Below are 13,745 nucleotides of genomic sequence, written 5' to 3'. Positions count from 1 at the left end.
GCGGGCCGTGTCTGCGGCCGCTTGCAAGGGGAAAATAGCAAGGCCGGATTGGTTTCCAAGTAGATCATGGTTCAGCCGACCTATTCTTTATGGTTATGGACAGATCAGCGCCAGGCGATTGATGAGGCCTGGCTTGCGCGCCTATAGAGAGGCTGCGCAAGTCAGTGGATACGAAGATGAGCCTTACCGTCCTGATCGCCTATGCTGGAGCCCTGTTCATCGCCGCCGCAATTCCCGGCCCGGGGATCACGGCAATCGTGGCGCGTGCACTCGGTTCGAACTTCCGCGAGACCTTCTTCATGGGTCTCGGCCTCGTGCTCGGCGACATGACCTATCTCACCGCTGTCATTCTCGGTCTTGCCTTCGTGGCGCAGACCTTCACTGAGATATTCCTCGTCATCAAGATCGCCGGTGCTCTCTATCTCGGATACATTGCCTGGAAGCTCTGGACTGCCGGCCTGCTGCCGCAGGATATCGCCGCGAAGAAATCCAGCAGTGCCGGCATGTCCTTCCTGTCCGGCCTGCTTGTGACACTCGGCAATCCGAAGACCATGTTGTTCTACGTGGCGCTGGTGCCGACCTTGATCGATCTCGGCAGCATCGGCATGCGCGAGTATCTCATCCTGCTCGCCGTCACTTTCGTGGTGCTTATGATCGTGCTCATCCCCTACATGATGCTTGCGTCGCGCGCCCGCACGATGCTGAAGCAGCCGCGTGCATTGCAGGCGCTGAACCGCGTCGCCGCAAGCATCCTGGCGGGTACGGCAGCCTTCATCGCCACGCGTGCAGCCTGAAATAAACATTCGGCAACGGACGGTTCTCAAAGGATTTTTTCTCCGGCTCAAGCGGCCGACGGGTGAAGCCACTCTGGTCTCATCACCACTTTGACCCTATTCTCTCCACAGATTTCAGAATGGATTTCAAAGGGAGAGCACCATGTCGCACAAACCGGGCCGCGGCCGCATCTATTCCTCGATAACGGACACAATCGGCGACACGCCGCTCGTTCGCCTCGATAAACTCGCCAAGGAAAAGGGCGTGGTGGCCAACATCCTTGCCAAGCTGGAGTTCTTTAACCCAATCGCCTCGGTGAAGGACCGTATCGGCGTTGCCATGATCGATAGCCTGGAAACGCAGGGCAAGATCTCGCCCGGCAAGACCGTGCTGATCGAGCCGACCTCGGGCAATACGGGTATCGCGCTCGCTTTCGCCGCCGCTGCCAAAGGCTACCGGCTGATCCTTACCATGCCGGAAACCATGTCCGTCGAGCGCCGTAAGATGCTGGCGCTGCTCGGCGCCGAGTTGGTGCTGACTGAAGGACCGAAGGGCATGAAGGGGGCGATCGCCAAGGCGGAAGAACTCGCCGCCTCACTGCCCGACGCCGTCATCCCGCAGCAGTTCGAAAACCCGGCCAACCCTGAAATCCACCGCAAGACGACCGCCGAGGAAATCTGGAACGATACCGATGGCACGGTCGATATCTTCGTTGCCGGCATCGGCACCGGCGGCACGATTACCGGCGTCGGCCAAGTGCTGAAGAGCCGCAAACCGGGTATCCGGGTCGTGGCCGTCGAGCCGGCGGACTCGCCGGTACTGTCAGGCGGCACGCCCGGCCCGCACAAGATCCAGGGCATCGGCGCCGGCTTCGCACCGAAGATTCTCGATACCAGCATCTATGACGAAGTCGTCACCGTCAGCAATGACGACGCATTTCAGCAGGCGCGCCTCGTCGCCAAGCTCGAAGGCGTGCCGGTCGGCATCTCCTCGGGTGCAGCATTGACGGCCGCGATCGAGGTCGGCCGCCGTCCGGAAAACGCCGGCAAGAACATCGTCGTCATCATCCCGTCCTTCGCGGAACGGTATCTTTCGACGGCATTGTTTGAAGGCCTTGGAAGCTGATCGAACCTTCCCGGGTTCTTCCTCTCACCCGGTACCTGGGGCGCTTCGGCGCCCCTTTTATCATGCCGCAGCGGTAAGCCTCTCGCCGGCAACACGGTAGGAAATCGCCTCCGCGAGATGAATGCGGCCGACCATTTCCTTGCCGTCGAGATCGGCAAGCGTGCGGGCGACCTTGAGGACTCGGTGGTAGCCACGCGCCGAAAACTTCATCTTGTCCGCGGCATCTCGCAACAGCTGCAATCCTGCGGCATCCGGCTCTGCGAATTTCTCGATCATTGCGGTCGAACATCCGGCATTGGTGGAAATACCCACAGCGCCTGCAGCAGCATAGCGTTCACGCTGGATGTCACGGGCACGCGCAACGCGCCGGGCAACATCGGCACTCGCTTCGGCTACCGTCGGCCGGATCAGGTCGGCGGCGGAAACGGCTGGCACGTCGATGCGGATATCGATGCGGTCCATCAACGGACCGGAAATCCGGGCCTGATAATCCGTCATGCAGCGCGGCCCTCGGGCACAGGTGTGGCCGGGCTCGCCAGCCATACCGCAGCGGCAGGGGTTCATCGCCGCAATAAGCTGGATCCGCGCCGGATAGGAGACGCGGTGATTGGCGCGCGCGATGACGCATTCGCCGCTTTCCAACGGCTGACGCAAGGCATCGAGCACTTGCGGCGCGAATTCCGGAAACTCATCAAGGAACAGCACACCATGATGGGCAAGCGAAGCCTCTCCCGGCCTGGCACGCAGACCGCCGCCGATGAGGGCGGCCATCGTCGCCGAATGGTGCGGCGTGCGGTAGGGCCTGCGGTCGGAAAGCTTGCCGCCGGACAGCTGGCCGGCGATGGAATGGATCATCGAGACTTCAAGCAACTCCGCAGCCGAAAGCGGTGGCAGGATCGATGGCAGTCTCGAAGCCAGCATCGACTTGCCGGAACCGGGCGGCCCGACCATCAGGAGGTTATGGCCGCCGGCAGCAGCCACCTCCAGCGCCCGCTTGGCGCTTTCCTGTCCCTTGATCTCGGCGAGATCAGGCAGATTGGCGGCATTCGGGCGAATGGACGGTTCCGGGCGCGAAAGGATCTGCGTGCCGCGGAAATGATTGGCGAGTGCGATCAGGCTGCGCGGCGCCAGAATGTCGACCCCGGACCCTGCCCATGCGGCTTCCGATCCGCTTTCGGCCGGGCAGATCAGGCCTTTTCCACTCGCGTTGGCACCGATTGCGGCCGGCAGAGCGCCAGCGATTGCGGCAATTGTACCGTCGAGATTGAGTTCGCCGACGACGACATAGTCGGACAAAGCATCCGCCGGGATGGCGCCGAGCGCAGCCATCAGGCCAAGTGCGATGGGGAGATCGAAATGACTGCCTTCTTTGGGAAGATCGGCGGGCGCAAGATTGACCGTCACACGCTTGGATGGCAGCGCTAGGCCGGAAGCGTGCAAGGCTGCCTGCACCCGCTCGCGACTTTCCGCCACCGCCTTGTCAGGAAGCCCGACGATCTGGATTATGAGGCGGATTAAATGGCCGCACTGATCGACTTTTCTGAGCTTACAAGAGGAAGTCAGGGGTAGTGCAAGTAGGCTCGTGAATGACACCTTTTCGGTGTTCACTATGCGGCGGCTTCTCCTGCTCCCAACACCGCCAAGGACCAAGTACACGTTACTTTATGCCTCTCGCCCTGCCAGGCGCGGCAAGAATTTTAGGGAGCTTTGAAGCGCAGAAAAACCGAAAGCTGTTTTGCAACGCGTCGCCATCACCGCAATAGAACTCTCCACCCTGCGAAACAAACCGCTTCTCAAACTCATTCTTGAGCTCGGTCTCACAGGAATGTGCCGTGTTGCCGTCGGCAAAGGCTTCGCTATACTTCAATTCCCAACGACAAACCGCCCTTTCGGGAAAGCCTCCGTTGATCTCTTTCAACCGTCGACGTGGATCGTTTGAGCGGCCGACTTTAACAAGAGATTTTCCCACATGTGGCCCGGCTTTGCCAAGTAAGGCTTCGGCCTTCGCAGACAGCATCATCAGGTAGAGGTGGTTTTCTCCGTCGTCATACTGCGAGGTTCGATGTCCAAAATTAGGGGCGATACCCCGGGAAGGTTTGAGCACGTCGGCCATTGTATACACAGGGAGCGGTTCGACTCCGATCGGCGGCTCGCCATACACTCCGACCTCGTAGACGGGATGACTCAGCGCTCGGTGCCTTTCAGCGGGCTCAAGGAGGATGGCTTTGGTCGTCCGCTCAAATCGGTTTTCTGCCCGGTATGCCATGGGTGCAATGGTTGCGATTCCAACGCGGTTGCGAATTCGCCACGCACGGACTACCTTAATTCCATAGGTCCACCGGTCTTTAAAACCGTATTCAACCTTCCATTTCATCGAAGAGTCATTTTGCCGATCCAAATCACGGCACTTTTCCAATTTGATTTCGAGAAATCCCAGTGCCTGGCTCCTAAGATCGGGCTGTGTTAGGCTTTGGACTGCTCCGTAGATCAGAACGAGATCTCCATCCCTCATTCTACCGATCATGTCCTCGCGTTGAGATTCTTTAGTAAAGCCAAGATATCCGGCTTCTTCCGGATTGAAGCCGTAGAATGCACGTAGCCATACCTGTCGATCGCTGGCGACATTATCACTTAGTATCATTGCACTCCCAGCTCCGTCAGAACGAAGGGATTCTATTCCTCCCCGCAGGCGTCATTTGAGCAGGCGAATTATTAAAAATTAGTCTTGGGTCAGAAGCGATGTGCCAGATCCAACTAAGCGAATAGTGGAGGCGGGGCGAAGAGCATTCCGACAGACTGAAACAGCGCAGACCCGTTTCCGGCGTTCAACTCCTTACGAAAGACCGGCGTGTGGTCGAGCCTCTAAGGTTGATGAACCTTCTCTGTTAAAAAGAAGACGCCTTGAAGCGTAGAGATCAAAAGGCTTCCAAATCCCATCGAGAAGACAAAAAGAACGCCGATTTTGGCCGCCTCCGTGATCCACCAACCGTATGCCGATTTTCTGACGGCTGCGGTTATGAAATGGATCGATCCTTCGCAGGCGTTTAACGCCATCAGTGCTACACATAGCACAAACGATATCAAAACCAGATATGAGAAGAGATAGCTCAGGAACTGACGTTTAGTCAGCTTGCTCTCAACTAGCTGGCCACGGGTTAGGATTTTAATCTTAGGTGCTGGATGAGGCATCTCCCGATCCATCTCTTGGCTTCCGAAGGTAGCGACAGCAGCGAGTCCTGCAAAGTAAAACCCCGGCAACGTCGAAAGTAGGGTCAGTGCCGATGCTATAGCGCCATTCTCCCCTAGAAAGATCGGTTTCACTGGAAGAACGAGATATAACACCAGAACGGCACAAGCTATCAATATCGGAAGCCACATGGTGTATTTTCCCATGTGCTGGTGCCTAATCTCGCGATAGGCCAAGCCGCGTAACAGCTCATATCGCAATTCTCTGAGCATGGTTATAGGTTCCGATGAGCGAGGAAGAGCGGCACCGCAGCTTCCATCAACCTCGCCACGATCGCCTGAGACGACTGCGCCAAGGGTGGGAATATATTCATAATCTCAAATTGCTGGATGTAAAGATCATTTATCGGGCTGCCGGTCGCGTTATCGATATCGACGGTTACCACGCGCCTGCTATTGGGTAGCCGGTAACTGACCTCGGATTTCCAATAATCCTGCGAATAGGCGTTCAGCATCGATTGAAGGGAACTCCAGACATGCGCTGGAACACTATCTTTCACCACTTGCAGCCTGAGTTCAGATGTGTCCTTTACCAAATAGCCTGCCCCGGTCATTGGGGTTATAGCCTCGGCCTTTACGAGCTTGACGCCTAATAGAACGCCTTCTTCAAGATCGTGGACAAACTGATCGGAAGGGCGTCCACGCAATTCGATGTGGGGGCAACAACGTTCGACGCGAGGATTACCATCCTTGTCCAGACCTCCTCCCGGTGATGGGTACTGGAAGGAAGTGGAGACCTGATTGAACTCAATGTTCAAGAACTTTGAAAGCATTCGCTTTACGAAGACACTTGGAAGACCCGGAATGCGCTCTACGGCACAGGTGTATACGTTGGGCTGATCCGTCTCCGGAACACGTGAAACGACAACATGGCACCCGAGATCGGATCCGGTATCGTCATCCTTCTCGTGCTCGACGAAGGAGTTTGTGACGATCTTTGAATAGACGCTATTCGGGGCCTTCTTGTCCGACAGCCGAACGAGAAGCGTGACATGATCCTCATTCGGAGCCGCCCGAATATCACCGATAAGCATAGAAGCCGAACCATTGTTTATCTCGTAGACTTGGCTTTGGTCTTTGAATTTCTGCCAGATCGCAATGACGACATCTATCGTCGGCGGTTGAGCGCCTTCTTTTCGGGCCGCTATTTCCAGATCGAAAACAAAGAACTGACGTTGGTCACTGCGCATTGCTCACCTCAACGAATCGGTGAGGAAATGCTATACAACTTATACATTCATTGGAAAGATCAGTTAACCACTGTAGTTACATGATCAACAACTGCGCAATGAAGCGCGGGATACGTTTCTGATGTGGCGAACATATCGATGGTCGAAACGCTGAATAAAGCGAAATGACTTCTTTCTCTAAACGCCGCTGTTTTTCGCCTTCTGTGATCACATCCCTCACACCACCCCTTGCGACGTCTTACCAAACTCGGGCACGGCATTGCGATCGACTAGCTGCGTCTCAGTAACCTATGAGGTCGATGGCATTTATTCGGTTTCACCTCGCTTGTCTCATTGCCCTCACTCGCGCACCATCAAATAAGCTGCGACCTTAGCCCCGCAAAAGTCCTCAAAAAACCTTCCCGCCTTCCTCCAGCCGCATCGCTCGTAAAAGCGGATCGCAGAAACGTTGAACGCTGCTACGGACAATCGTCGACCGCCAGCCATATAAGCGTTATGCAACAGGCTGAAACCGATCCGATTACGTCGAAATTCCTTCGCAACATTTAGCGCGGTAATGCAGCCGTCGGTCTGGTTGATCGAGCCAACCACACGTCCATCAACGTCGGCAACCTGCATGCTATTCAAAAACACGCGGAGATGTTCGCCAACGCAATCCTCGTCGGTAAAGCGTCCAGCGATTTTCCGTGAGACGTGACGCCCATACGTCTCCATCCAGCACGAAGAAAGCAATCGGTGCAGATCGTCGTAGTCGGAATCATTAGGAGGACGGAAAATACAGTCAAAATTTAGGGGGTCGATCATTTAGGCGCTCCTTTTCGGAAGCGCGGTCCTCGATCGGGGCCTGATGTTCAACTGCTGTCAGAAGTTGACCTTTTATCGGAGTATGAGGAAAGCGCGCTCTAGCCAAAGGAGCGTGAAACATGACATTCGAAAATCTCAAGCTGATCGCAGCCAAAAAGAAGTCCCCACTTGATGCAGCCGGAAAACGCCGTGCAAGGCTGCTGCATCAGATCAACAAGCAGATCGACTTCGCTTCAAAATTCACGCCTGCTCGTGCGCAGCGTGGAAGATGGTTTCAGCAGGAACCGGACGGTAGCTTCACCATTGCTATCCGCTACGGACGACGCGATCTCGAACTATCGAAAGGGAAATTTGCGATCTCATGCACGTCGACCGATGAAATGATCAAGGCGTTGGAAGCAGCTCGGTTGCACTGCTCGAAGGGTCAGTTCGACGAACAGTTGGAGCGGATTTCTGGTGAGATCCGCAGCGGATTTAAGCGATAACAGGTGAGAAAGTAACTGTTGGTTGGTGGACGGACATCAACCAACACCTGACAGGAAACGGAAGTAGATAAATTTATTTTTAGCGCCGAGCTGACACGCTCTTGTATTTCTGCGGCGCGTTACCAAATGCACACTCCCCACGGTTCGCCGTGGTAACTCTAGAAAGGGAGTGAATGCATAAGTACAGTTTCGCGAATACCTTCACCTTCAAGATCGAGCCTGACGAGCAGGGAGGTGCCACCAAGACAGTAAGTATCAACAGGCACAATATTGCAGTGCCGCCCGATCCCGGGCGAGGAAAGAAAAAGAAGCAAGAGCCCAAAGCTCATCTTCTGATCGGTTTTGACACCGAATACCAAGCGGTCGATGATCGTGAAAATCAGAGCACCATCGAACCGGGTGCAAAAAATACCCTTCTCTCCTATCAATTCTCCATAAAGCTCCTCGAGCAGGGCAAGTCCGAAGGTCATCCCGAAACCGATGGTATTATCATACCAGATGAGAACGAGCGCCTTACCATGGAGCAGTTCATCGGGTTTGCAATCGGTTCTCTGATCGAGAAATATCCTGACGTTATTCTTCCAGTGAGAGTTTATCTGCTCGGACACTTCCTTCGCGCGGACTTGCCTGCGTTCAGCGATTTCAAAGAAAAAGCGCAAGCGATGATGGACAACGTTCGCAGCACTTTTGTCACTATCGACAGCGCAATCCCCGTCGTCTTTGCTGCTGACGATAACCAGATCGCGGAATTCAAGGTCAGCATCCGAGACACTGTTCTTCTGGCACCAGGAAACGTGAAGACACTTGCTGCGATTGGTGAAATCGTTGGTTTCCCGAAGATCGAACTCGGATCAACACCGGAAGAAGACAAGGCTATCAAGCAAAACATGTCCAAGTTTCGCGCCGAACATTGGCCGGAGTTCCGTGAATACGGGATCCGCGATGCTCAGGTTTGCGCGCGATATGCTGAACGTGTCATCGCCCAAAGTGAAAGTCTCTTTGGTCAGTTCAAGATGCCAGCGACGCTTACGTCGTTCGGGACAAAACTTCTTCTCCAAGGCTGGAAAGAAAACGAAAAGGATCCACTAGCGATCCTGGGCCGCGAAAAGGCTGAGGAAAGAAAATTCAATAAAAAACTAGGCTATTATAAGAAGGAAGATGCCACCCCGTTTTTGGAAGACGTGCATTACGAGGAAGCATTCATTACCGAAACATATCACGGAGGCCGTAACGAACAGTTCATCTACGGTGCTGCGGATGAAAGCACATGGCGTGACCACGATCTAAGTTCCGCATACATGACAGCAATGTCATTGATTGGACTGCCTGACTGGCTTAGCGTCCGCCGCATCGAGAAATTTGACGACATAGGCCTTGATGATCTTGCCTATTTCTCAGTGGATTTCGAGTTTCCTCCTGAAGTTCGCTTTCCCACACTGCCCGTGAGAACGTCGAACGGGATCGTTTTTCCAAGGAAAGGTAATTCAAAATGCGCAGCACCAGAGCTGTTTCTTGCGAAACAGCTCGGAGCAAAGCTCCGACTTCGAAGAGGGGTGATAGTTCCAACAGATAAAGAGATCAGGGTCTTTCGCGATTTCATCCAGACAAGCGTTCGAAACAGAAACCAGCACGCTAAAAGAACCTTCGACAATCTGTTCTGGAAAGAGATTGGAAACAGCACCTATGGGAAAACTGCCCAAGGCCTTCGAAAAAAACGAGTGTACGACCTTCAGGAAGACGACATGCGAAACCTTCCTGAGAGCAAGATCACCCAACCATATTTTGCGTCGTTCATCACGTCGTACACTCGCGCAGTTCTGGGGGAAATGTTGAATAGTTTTTCCGCTCGGACACAAGTTTTCAGCGTTACCACCGATGGCTTCCTGTCGAACGCCGACGATGAGGAAATAGATAGTGCGACCGACGGCCCACTGTTTAGCTCGTTCGCCGAGGCACAGAAACAGTTGGATGAAAAAGGTCAACCGCTGGAGGTCAAGCATGTTGTTCGCAGACCGATAGGGTGGAGAACGCGAGGTTCAGCAACGCTAGTTGCCGGCGACGACGAGAACGGTATCGTTCTGCAAAAAGGAGGGATCAAAACCAAGTCCTTCAACGATCCCATCGAAGAAAACAAGGAGACCGTAGGGCTGTTTTTGAACAGAACGCCTGACAAAAAAATCGAATACAAGTCAGGCGTCGGAATTAAGGACATGCTTCGCAATGATACGGATTATGTATACCGCTCGGTGTCAAAGCGTCTTTCAATGGAATTCGATTGGAAAAGAAAGCCGATCAATGAGAAGGATGTTCAGTTCGATTTTGATGGAATAACACATGTACACTTATCATTTGACACGGTGCCAATTGAGACGGTGGCAGATTTCGACAGGGTGCGTGAGACATGGGAAAAATACAATAAAAAGGCCCGACACAACTTAAAGCGCCTAAACGACTTCAGAAATTTTGAGGTCTATCAACTGACCGATGCCATGCCCGATAGGGATGCCGCTCTGTATCTGCGTCAACACGAAGGTGACATAAAACGTCTCCGCCGTGATCTAGCAAGAGCGTTCAAGCATTTTCAGGCAGGTTTCGATGTTATTCTAGATAAGCATCGGGTGACGCATAGTGAGTTTCGAAATGCGCTAGAACATTGTGGAATCTCATGCCGTATCAGCGATTTGGACAATGCAAAACGCCAGGAATTCAAGCCGCATCAAACTCCTGATACGCCAAGGGTGCGTGAAGCATTGCAGATGCTGAAACAGCATTACTATCCGCAGCTGGAAATTGAACTTCTCCTTCCGGAAGAAACCACGGACAAAACCCAAAAATCATCATTGTCGGTCGCAGCATGACGAGAAACACTCAATCCTGATTTTCGACTTTTCTCCATGCTCCCTTCCTCCCATCAAGGATGAAGGTGCATGGAGAATTATCTAAATCCGTAAAAGTAAGCGTCCCCACTCCCATATAGAACTTTTACGGATTCCCCTTCTCATAAGAACATATCTAAATCAAAGAGAAGGAAAACTGCATGGGACAACATAGCCATCCAGAAGCATTCCGTAATTGTTGCTTCCACCACTCCCACATAGAACTTTTACGGATAGCTGGTGACTGTAGGATGTCATGTCAAAGCTCTTAGGAAGCTTTCATCTATGAATTTCGAGAGCCAACCATCGTTTTCGTAATGTCACATCTCGGATAGATTTCTAGATCGTCTTCGATGTCGATGTCGATAGCATTAAATCCCAGGAATTTCGCGCTATACGATGCGATTCTCTTGATGTCGTCACGATAGTTCAGTCGATCCGAATTTACCTTGCGAATGTCGATTGCGCTGAAATCGTAGCGGTCACCGACGTCTGTTCCGATTGTTTCAAGCTGCTCCTTAAACCCGCCACGCTGTCCGTTTCCGAAAACCCATATCGAATGGATATGAACGTTCTCGATAGTACCGGAAGACTTCCAATATCGCGTTCCATTAACATCCGCTGCAGCAATCATCAGCGGTTGGAATTTCCTTTTGCTTGGTCGATGAAAATTTGAACCCAGAATCGCCTTGCAGACGTCTTTATACATGCGATCGATATTGTCGAATTCAGCACTCAATTCGCGTCGTTTGGATCCACGAAGCTTGATTCGATCGGAATTAACAACTGCTTCGCTGACGCTCAGGCTCGACTTACGTCTCGCAAGCTTTCTTTTGTCGAAGATAAACGTCACGAAAAATGCGTTCGCCTCGATATAGCTGTCATAGGATTGGAATGGGAGCCGGTGACGATCGAGGAAGCTCTCTATCGTCGTTTCGAACCAGTCGGAGTAGCTCTTGGCAATTGCAGAGGGGCTTGCAGAATGAATAGGCTTGTTTTTGGACATGACAATATAAAGGCCCACGGAAGGCGTGAGCATTGAAGGGGAGTGAAGGCATAGCCAGGTCTTCCGAGGACATCCGTCGGTAGGTGGAAATGCTGGATTTGGATGATTTTATTTAGGAAATGCAAACGCAGGCTGCGCGACCACAAAGGCACAAAAGCAGGAAAATAAATCGGAAAGATCTAATTTACATTGCCAGAACTTAACTTGAACGCGCTAGTGCTTTCAATTGGTCCACGGCTATCAAAAGCTTATCATCAGGCAATGAAGCAAGAACAGCATAACCCTGATTTATCTTATCTCTCCGGGCTGGTGTGAGCTGTGCGTCCTCTGGCAGGAGCAGACTTTCAATCGACGCGTTAAGAGCCTTCGACAGCGCTATCAGGGTGTCGATGCTGGGCACGCTGTTGCCCCGTTCAATCATCGAAACGGCGTCCATCGTACGTCCGATCGCTTCCGCTAAGTCGGTTTGCGTCAAGCCTTGAGCTTTACGCAGCTGACGGACTAACGATCCTATTTGCTTCCCTGATGTCATGCGCCAGACATTGGCGAAGCCGGCGCACAATGGAATGTGGGTGCGCTTCGATCTTTCTTATAAAATTCGATGTTTAGATCGAATTCTGCTAGCCATATTCAGCGGGCAGCATCTATATTGTAAATCGCAATTATAGAGGGAAATCTCATGCGCTTCTTCGGTAACGTAATTTGGTTTGTTTTTGGTGGCTGGTATCTCGCTTTGCTCTGGCTAGCTGGTGCGCTTCTGGCCGCTTTCACAGTCGTCGGTCTGCCGATTTCACGTGCTGCTTTGGAAATGGCAAAGATGTCAGCCTTTCCGTTCGGAAAAGATGTTGTTCACGTTCGAGAGCTTGATGGAAAAGAGCTGAGTGCAGTCACGGCTCTGACGGGAACGGTAGGCTTTATCGTCAACATCATCTGGGCATGCACATTCGGGTTTGCCCTTTTCATTGCTCACCTCTTTGCAGGCATTCTTTCATGCATTTTCATCATTACCATTCCGTTCGGACTTCAGTCGTTCAAGCTGGCCGGTCTGTCGTTCTGGCCGGTCGGTCGACGCGTTGTCAGCATTGAACTGGCGCGTGCAGCCCGCGAACACAATGCAAAGATCAAGCTTGGAAAGATGCACCGTGTTCCAGTTTCCTCCTAAGCCAACTGTTTCCCGAGGGCTTGCGATTGCTACCATGGCCAGCATCAGCTTTTCGCCATTGCAGGTTTTCGCTGTCGAACTGGAGAAGATGTTTGATCGCCTGGAACCTGCCTACACGACAATGGCGGGTGCTGAGGAATGCGGCCTGAGGCTTGAAATCGGACCGCGCCTTTGGCGATACGCTGAAATGCGCGTCAAGGATCTGGAAGCGCGATCCCGGCTTTCTGACGAACAGCTAGGCGCGAAGAGAGAAACTGCTAAGGCTGAGGGTCGCCAAGTCGCTGGTATCGGAGCCTGTGGAAGCGTTCTGATAGCTTTTCAGGTCCTTGACGAGCTGAGGAAAGCGACGGGGCAGCCCTATCCCGATGACGACGCTCCTTCCACCAAGGCCAAGCCTTCGCCCGGGTCGGTTGCCTTGAAGAAGAAACAAGACATTCCATCGTTGGTTAGCCAATGGACCGATGCTTACATCGCTTGCCGAGGTGGATTTGGAAATGAGGAAAGCACGTGGGCAGCTTGCGATAAACGCGATGAAATATCGGAAGAGCTGGCACGGGACGGCTATTGTCAGGAAAGAAGCCCGAGTGGCTCACCGGTTTGGATGGTATGTGCGTCGGCTCGAAAATAGCCTCTGACCTCAACCAAATAAGTGGTAGCGGTCAAAGACAAGTAAATGTACGTTGCGTTTGGCGCGAATGAAAATATTCATAGGCATTGGCTGAGCATGCCTCGGAAAATTCGAATATTATTCTTCATACTATTCGTACATACTAGCATAAATTCCCTGATATTTTTCTTATAGCAGGCCGGTGATGGAATTAGTCTTGTCGTCGCTATTGGACAGCGGATGATCTCGAAAAGAACACCCAGCTCGGTGGAAAAAAATTCCGATCAAAGTTTCTTATCTCATTGAGCTAATTACGTTCCTACTTCGGATTTCTGGCACTCTCGCGCAAGTAGAAATATTTTTTCTGGGACTGGCTAAGAACTGATTGACGAACGCAACTCAAACTGGCAGTAGTCGTAAAATACTTGGGGGGGCGCGGGTTTTTTATCACTATGGATATCGTATGCGAT

Annotated in this window: 12 protein-coding genes and 1 pseudogene; 6 read left to right on the top strand and 7 right to left on the bottom strand. The window is 52.6% G+C overall.

What is annotated here, in order from left to right; genetic code table 11:
- Positions 1-176 precede the first annotated feature (176 nt).
- On the top strand, positions 177-794 hold the full coding sequence (locus tag AB8B33_RS24155; RefSeq protein ID WP_113324402.1) for a LysE family translocator: 618 nt from the start codon (positions 177-179) through the stop codon (positions 792-794).
- A gap of 142 nt (positions 795-936) precedes the next feature.
- On the top strand, positions 937-1,899 hold the full coding sequence (gene cysK / locus AB8B33_RS24150; RefSeq protein WP_113324401.1) for a cysteine synthase A: 963 nt from the start codon (positions 937-939) through the stop codon (positions 1,897-1,899).
- 60 nt (positions 1,900-1,959) lie between these two features.
- Here the strand turns inward: cysK and AB8B33_RS24145 are convergent.
- From AB8B33_RS24145 to AB8B33_RS24125, 5 genes and pseudogenes are all read right to left on the bottom strand, one after another.
- Positions 1,960-3,402: pseudogene (locus AB8B33_RS24145) on the bottom strand (YifB family Mg chelatase-like AAA ATPase); the annotation flags it as partial.
- A 154-nt stretch (positions 3,403-3,556) separates the two neighbouring features.
- Positions 3,557-4,540 (bottom strand): GIY-YIG nuclease family protein, encoded by a 984-nt coding sequence (locus AB8B33_RS24140; RefSeq protein ID WP_439017138.1) that lies wholly within the window; start codon positions 4,538-4,540, stop codon positions 3,557-3,559.
- A 221-nt stretch (positions 4,541-4,761) separates the two neighbouring features.
- A complete protein-coding gene (locus AB8B33_RS24135; RefSeq protein ID WP_439017136.1) occupies positions 4,762-5,292 on the bottom strand; it encodes a hypothetical protein in 531 nt (176 codons plus the stop codon).
- Positions 5,293-5,360: 68 nt separating this feature from the next.
- The gene (locus tag AB8B33_RS24130; RefSeq protein ID WP_439017135.1) at positions 5,361-6,335 is read right to left on the bottom strand and encodes a hypothetical protein; all 975 of its coding nucleotides are present in this window, start codon (positions 6,333-6,335) and stop codon (positions 5,361-5,363) included.
- A gap of 339 nt (positions 6,336-6,674) precedes the next feature.
- Positions 6,675-7,139: a GNAT family N-acetyltransferase gene (locus AB8B33_RS24125; protein ID WP_439017134.1), complete on the bottom strand. Its 465-nt coding sequence runs from the start codon at positions 7,137-7,139 to the stop codon at positions 6,675-6,677.
- Positions 7,140-7,258: 119 nt separating this feature from the next.
- On the opposite strand from AB8B33_RS24125, the gene AB8B33_RS24120 reads away from it, so the two are divergent.
- On the top strand, positions 7,259-7,624 hold the full coding sequence (locus AB8B33_RS24120) for a DUF6641 family protein (protein WP_439017133.1): 366 nt from the start codon (positions 7,259-7,261) through the stop codon (positions 7,622-7,624).
- A 173-nt stretch (positions 7,625-7,797) separates the two neighbouring features.
- On the top strand, positions 7,798-10,482 hold the full coding sequence (locus AB8B33_RS24115; protein WP_439017132.1) for a DNA polymerase: 2,685 nt from the start codon (positions 7,798-7,800) through the stop codon (positions 10,480-10,482).
- A 301-nt stretch (positions 10,483-10,783) separates the two neighbouring features.
- Here AB8B33_RS24115 and AB8B33_RS24110 read toward each other — a convergent pair whose 3' ends face one another.
- Both AB8B33_RS24110 and AB8B33_RS24105 read right to left on the bottom strand, forming a co-directional pair.
- Entirely contained in the window at positions 10,784-11,506 is a 723-nt protein-coding gene (locus tag AB8B33_RS24110) for a hypothetical protein (protein ID WP_439017131.1), read from the bottom strand.
- Between the two features lie 199 nt (positions 11,507-11,705).
- Entirely contained in the window at positions 11,706-12,038 is a 333-nt protein-coding gene (locus AB8B33_RS24105) for a helix-turn-helix domain-containing protein (protein ID WP_439017130.1), read from the bottom strand.
- A 147-nt stretch (positions 12,039-12,185) separates the two neighbouring features.
- Between AB8B33_RS24105 and AB8B33_RS24100 the strand changes: the two genes are divergently transcribed.
- Both AB8B33_RS24100 and AB8B33_RS24095 read left to right on the top strand, forming a co-directional pair.
- On the top strand, positions 12,186-12,668 hold the full coding sequence (locus AB8B33_RS24100; protein WP_439017129.1) for a YccF family protein: 483 nt from the start codon (positions 12,186-12,188) through the stop codon (positions 12,666-12,668).
- A 34-nt stretch (positions 12,669-12,702) separates the two neighbouring features.
- Entirely contained in the window at positions 12,703-13,296 is a 594-nt protein-coding gene (locus AB8B33_RS24095; RefSeq protein ID WP_439017128.1) for a hypothetical protein, read from the top strand.
- The last annotated feature ends 449 nt before the right edge of the window (positions 13,297-13,745 follow it).

Source organism: Rhizobium sp. 768_B6_N1_8 (genome assembly GCF_051811225.1).
In the GTDB taxonomy this organism is placed as follows: domain Bacteria; phylum Pseudomonadota; class Alphaproteobacteria; order Rhizobiales; family Rhizobiaceae; genus Rhizobium.
The sequence above is the reverse complement of the archived record's forward strand: the minus strand, read 5'-3'. Positions and strand labels throughout refer to the sequence as shown.

Coding starts and splice junctions, on each gene's coding strand:
- AB8B33_RS24155 (WP_113324402.1), top strand. CDS start 177: ATGAGCCTTACCGTCCTGATCGCCTATGCTGGAGCCCTGTTCATCGCC.
- cysK (WP_113324401.1), top strand. CDS start 937: ATGTCGCACAAACCGGGCCGCGGCCGCATCTATTCCTCGATAACGGAC.
- AB8B33_RS24140 (WP_439017138.1), bottom strand. CDS start 4,540: ATGATACTAAGTGATAATGTCGCCAGCGATCGACAGGTATGGCTACGT.
- AB8B33_RS24135 (WP_439017136.1), bottom strand. CDS start 5,292: ATGGGAAAATACACCATGTGGCTTCCGATATTGATAGCTTGTGCCGTT.
- AB8B33_RS24130 (WP_439017135.1), bottom strand. CDS start 6,335: ATGCGCAGTGACCAACGTCAGTTCTTTGTTTTCGATCTGGAAATAGCG.
- AB8B33_RS24125 (WP_439017134.1), bottom strand. CDS start 7,139: ATGATCGACCCCCTAAATTTTGACTGTATTTTCCGTCCTCCTAATGAT.
- AB8B33_RS24120 (WP_439017133.1), top strand. CDS start 7,259: ATGACATTCGAAAATCTCAAGCTGATCGCAGCCAAAAAGAAGTCCCCA.
- AB8B33_RS24115 (WP_439017132.1), top strand. CDS start 7,798: ATGCATAAGTACAGTTTCGCGAATACCTTCACCTTCAAGATCGAGCCT.
- AB8B33_RS24110 (WP_439017131.1), bottom strand. CDS start 11,506: ATGTCCAAAAACAAGCCTATTCATTCTGCAAGCCCCTCTGCAATTGCC.
- AB8B33_RS24105 (WP_439017130.1), bottom strand. CDS start 12,038: ATGACATCAGGGAAGCAAATAGGATCGTTAGTCCGTCAGCTGCGTAAA.
- AB8B33_RS24100 (WP_439017129.1), top strand. CDS start 12,186: ATGCGCTTCTTCGGTAACGTAATTTGGTTTGTTTTTGGTGGCTGGTAT.
- AB8B33_RS24095 (WP_439017128.1), top strand. CDS start 12,703: ATGGCCAGCATCAGCTTTTCGCCATTGCAGGTTTTCGCTGTCGAACTG.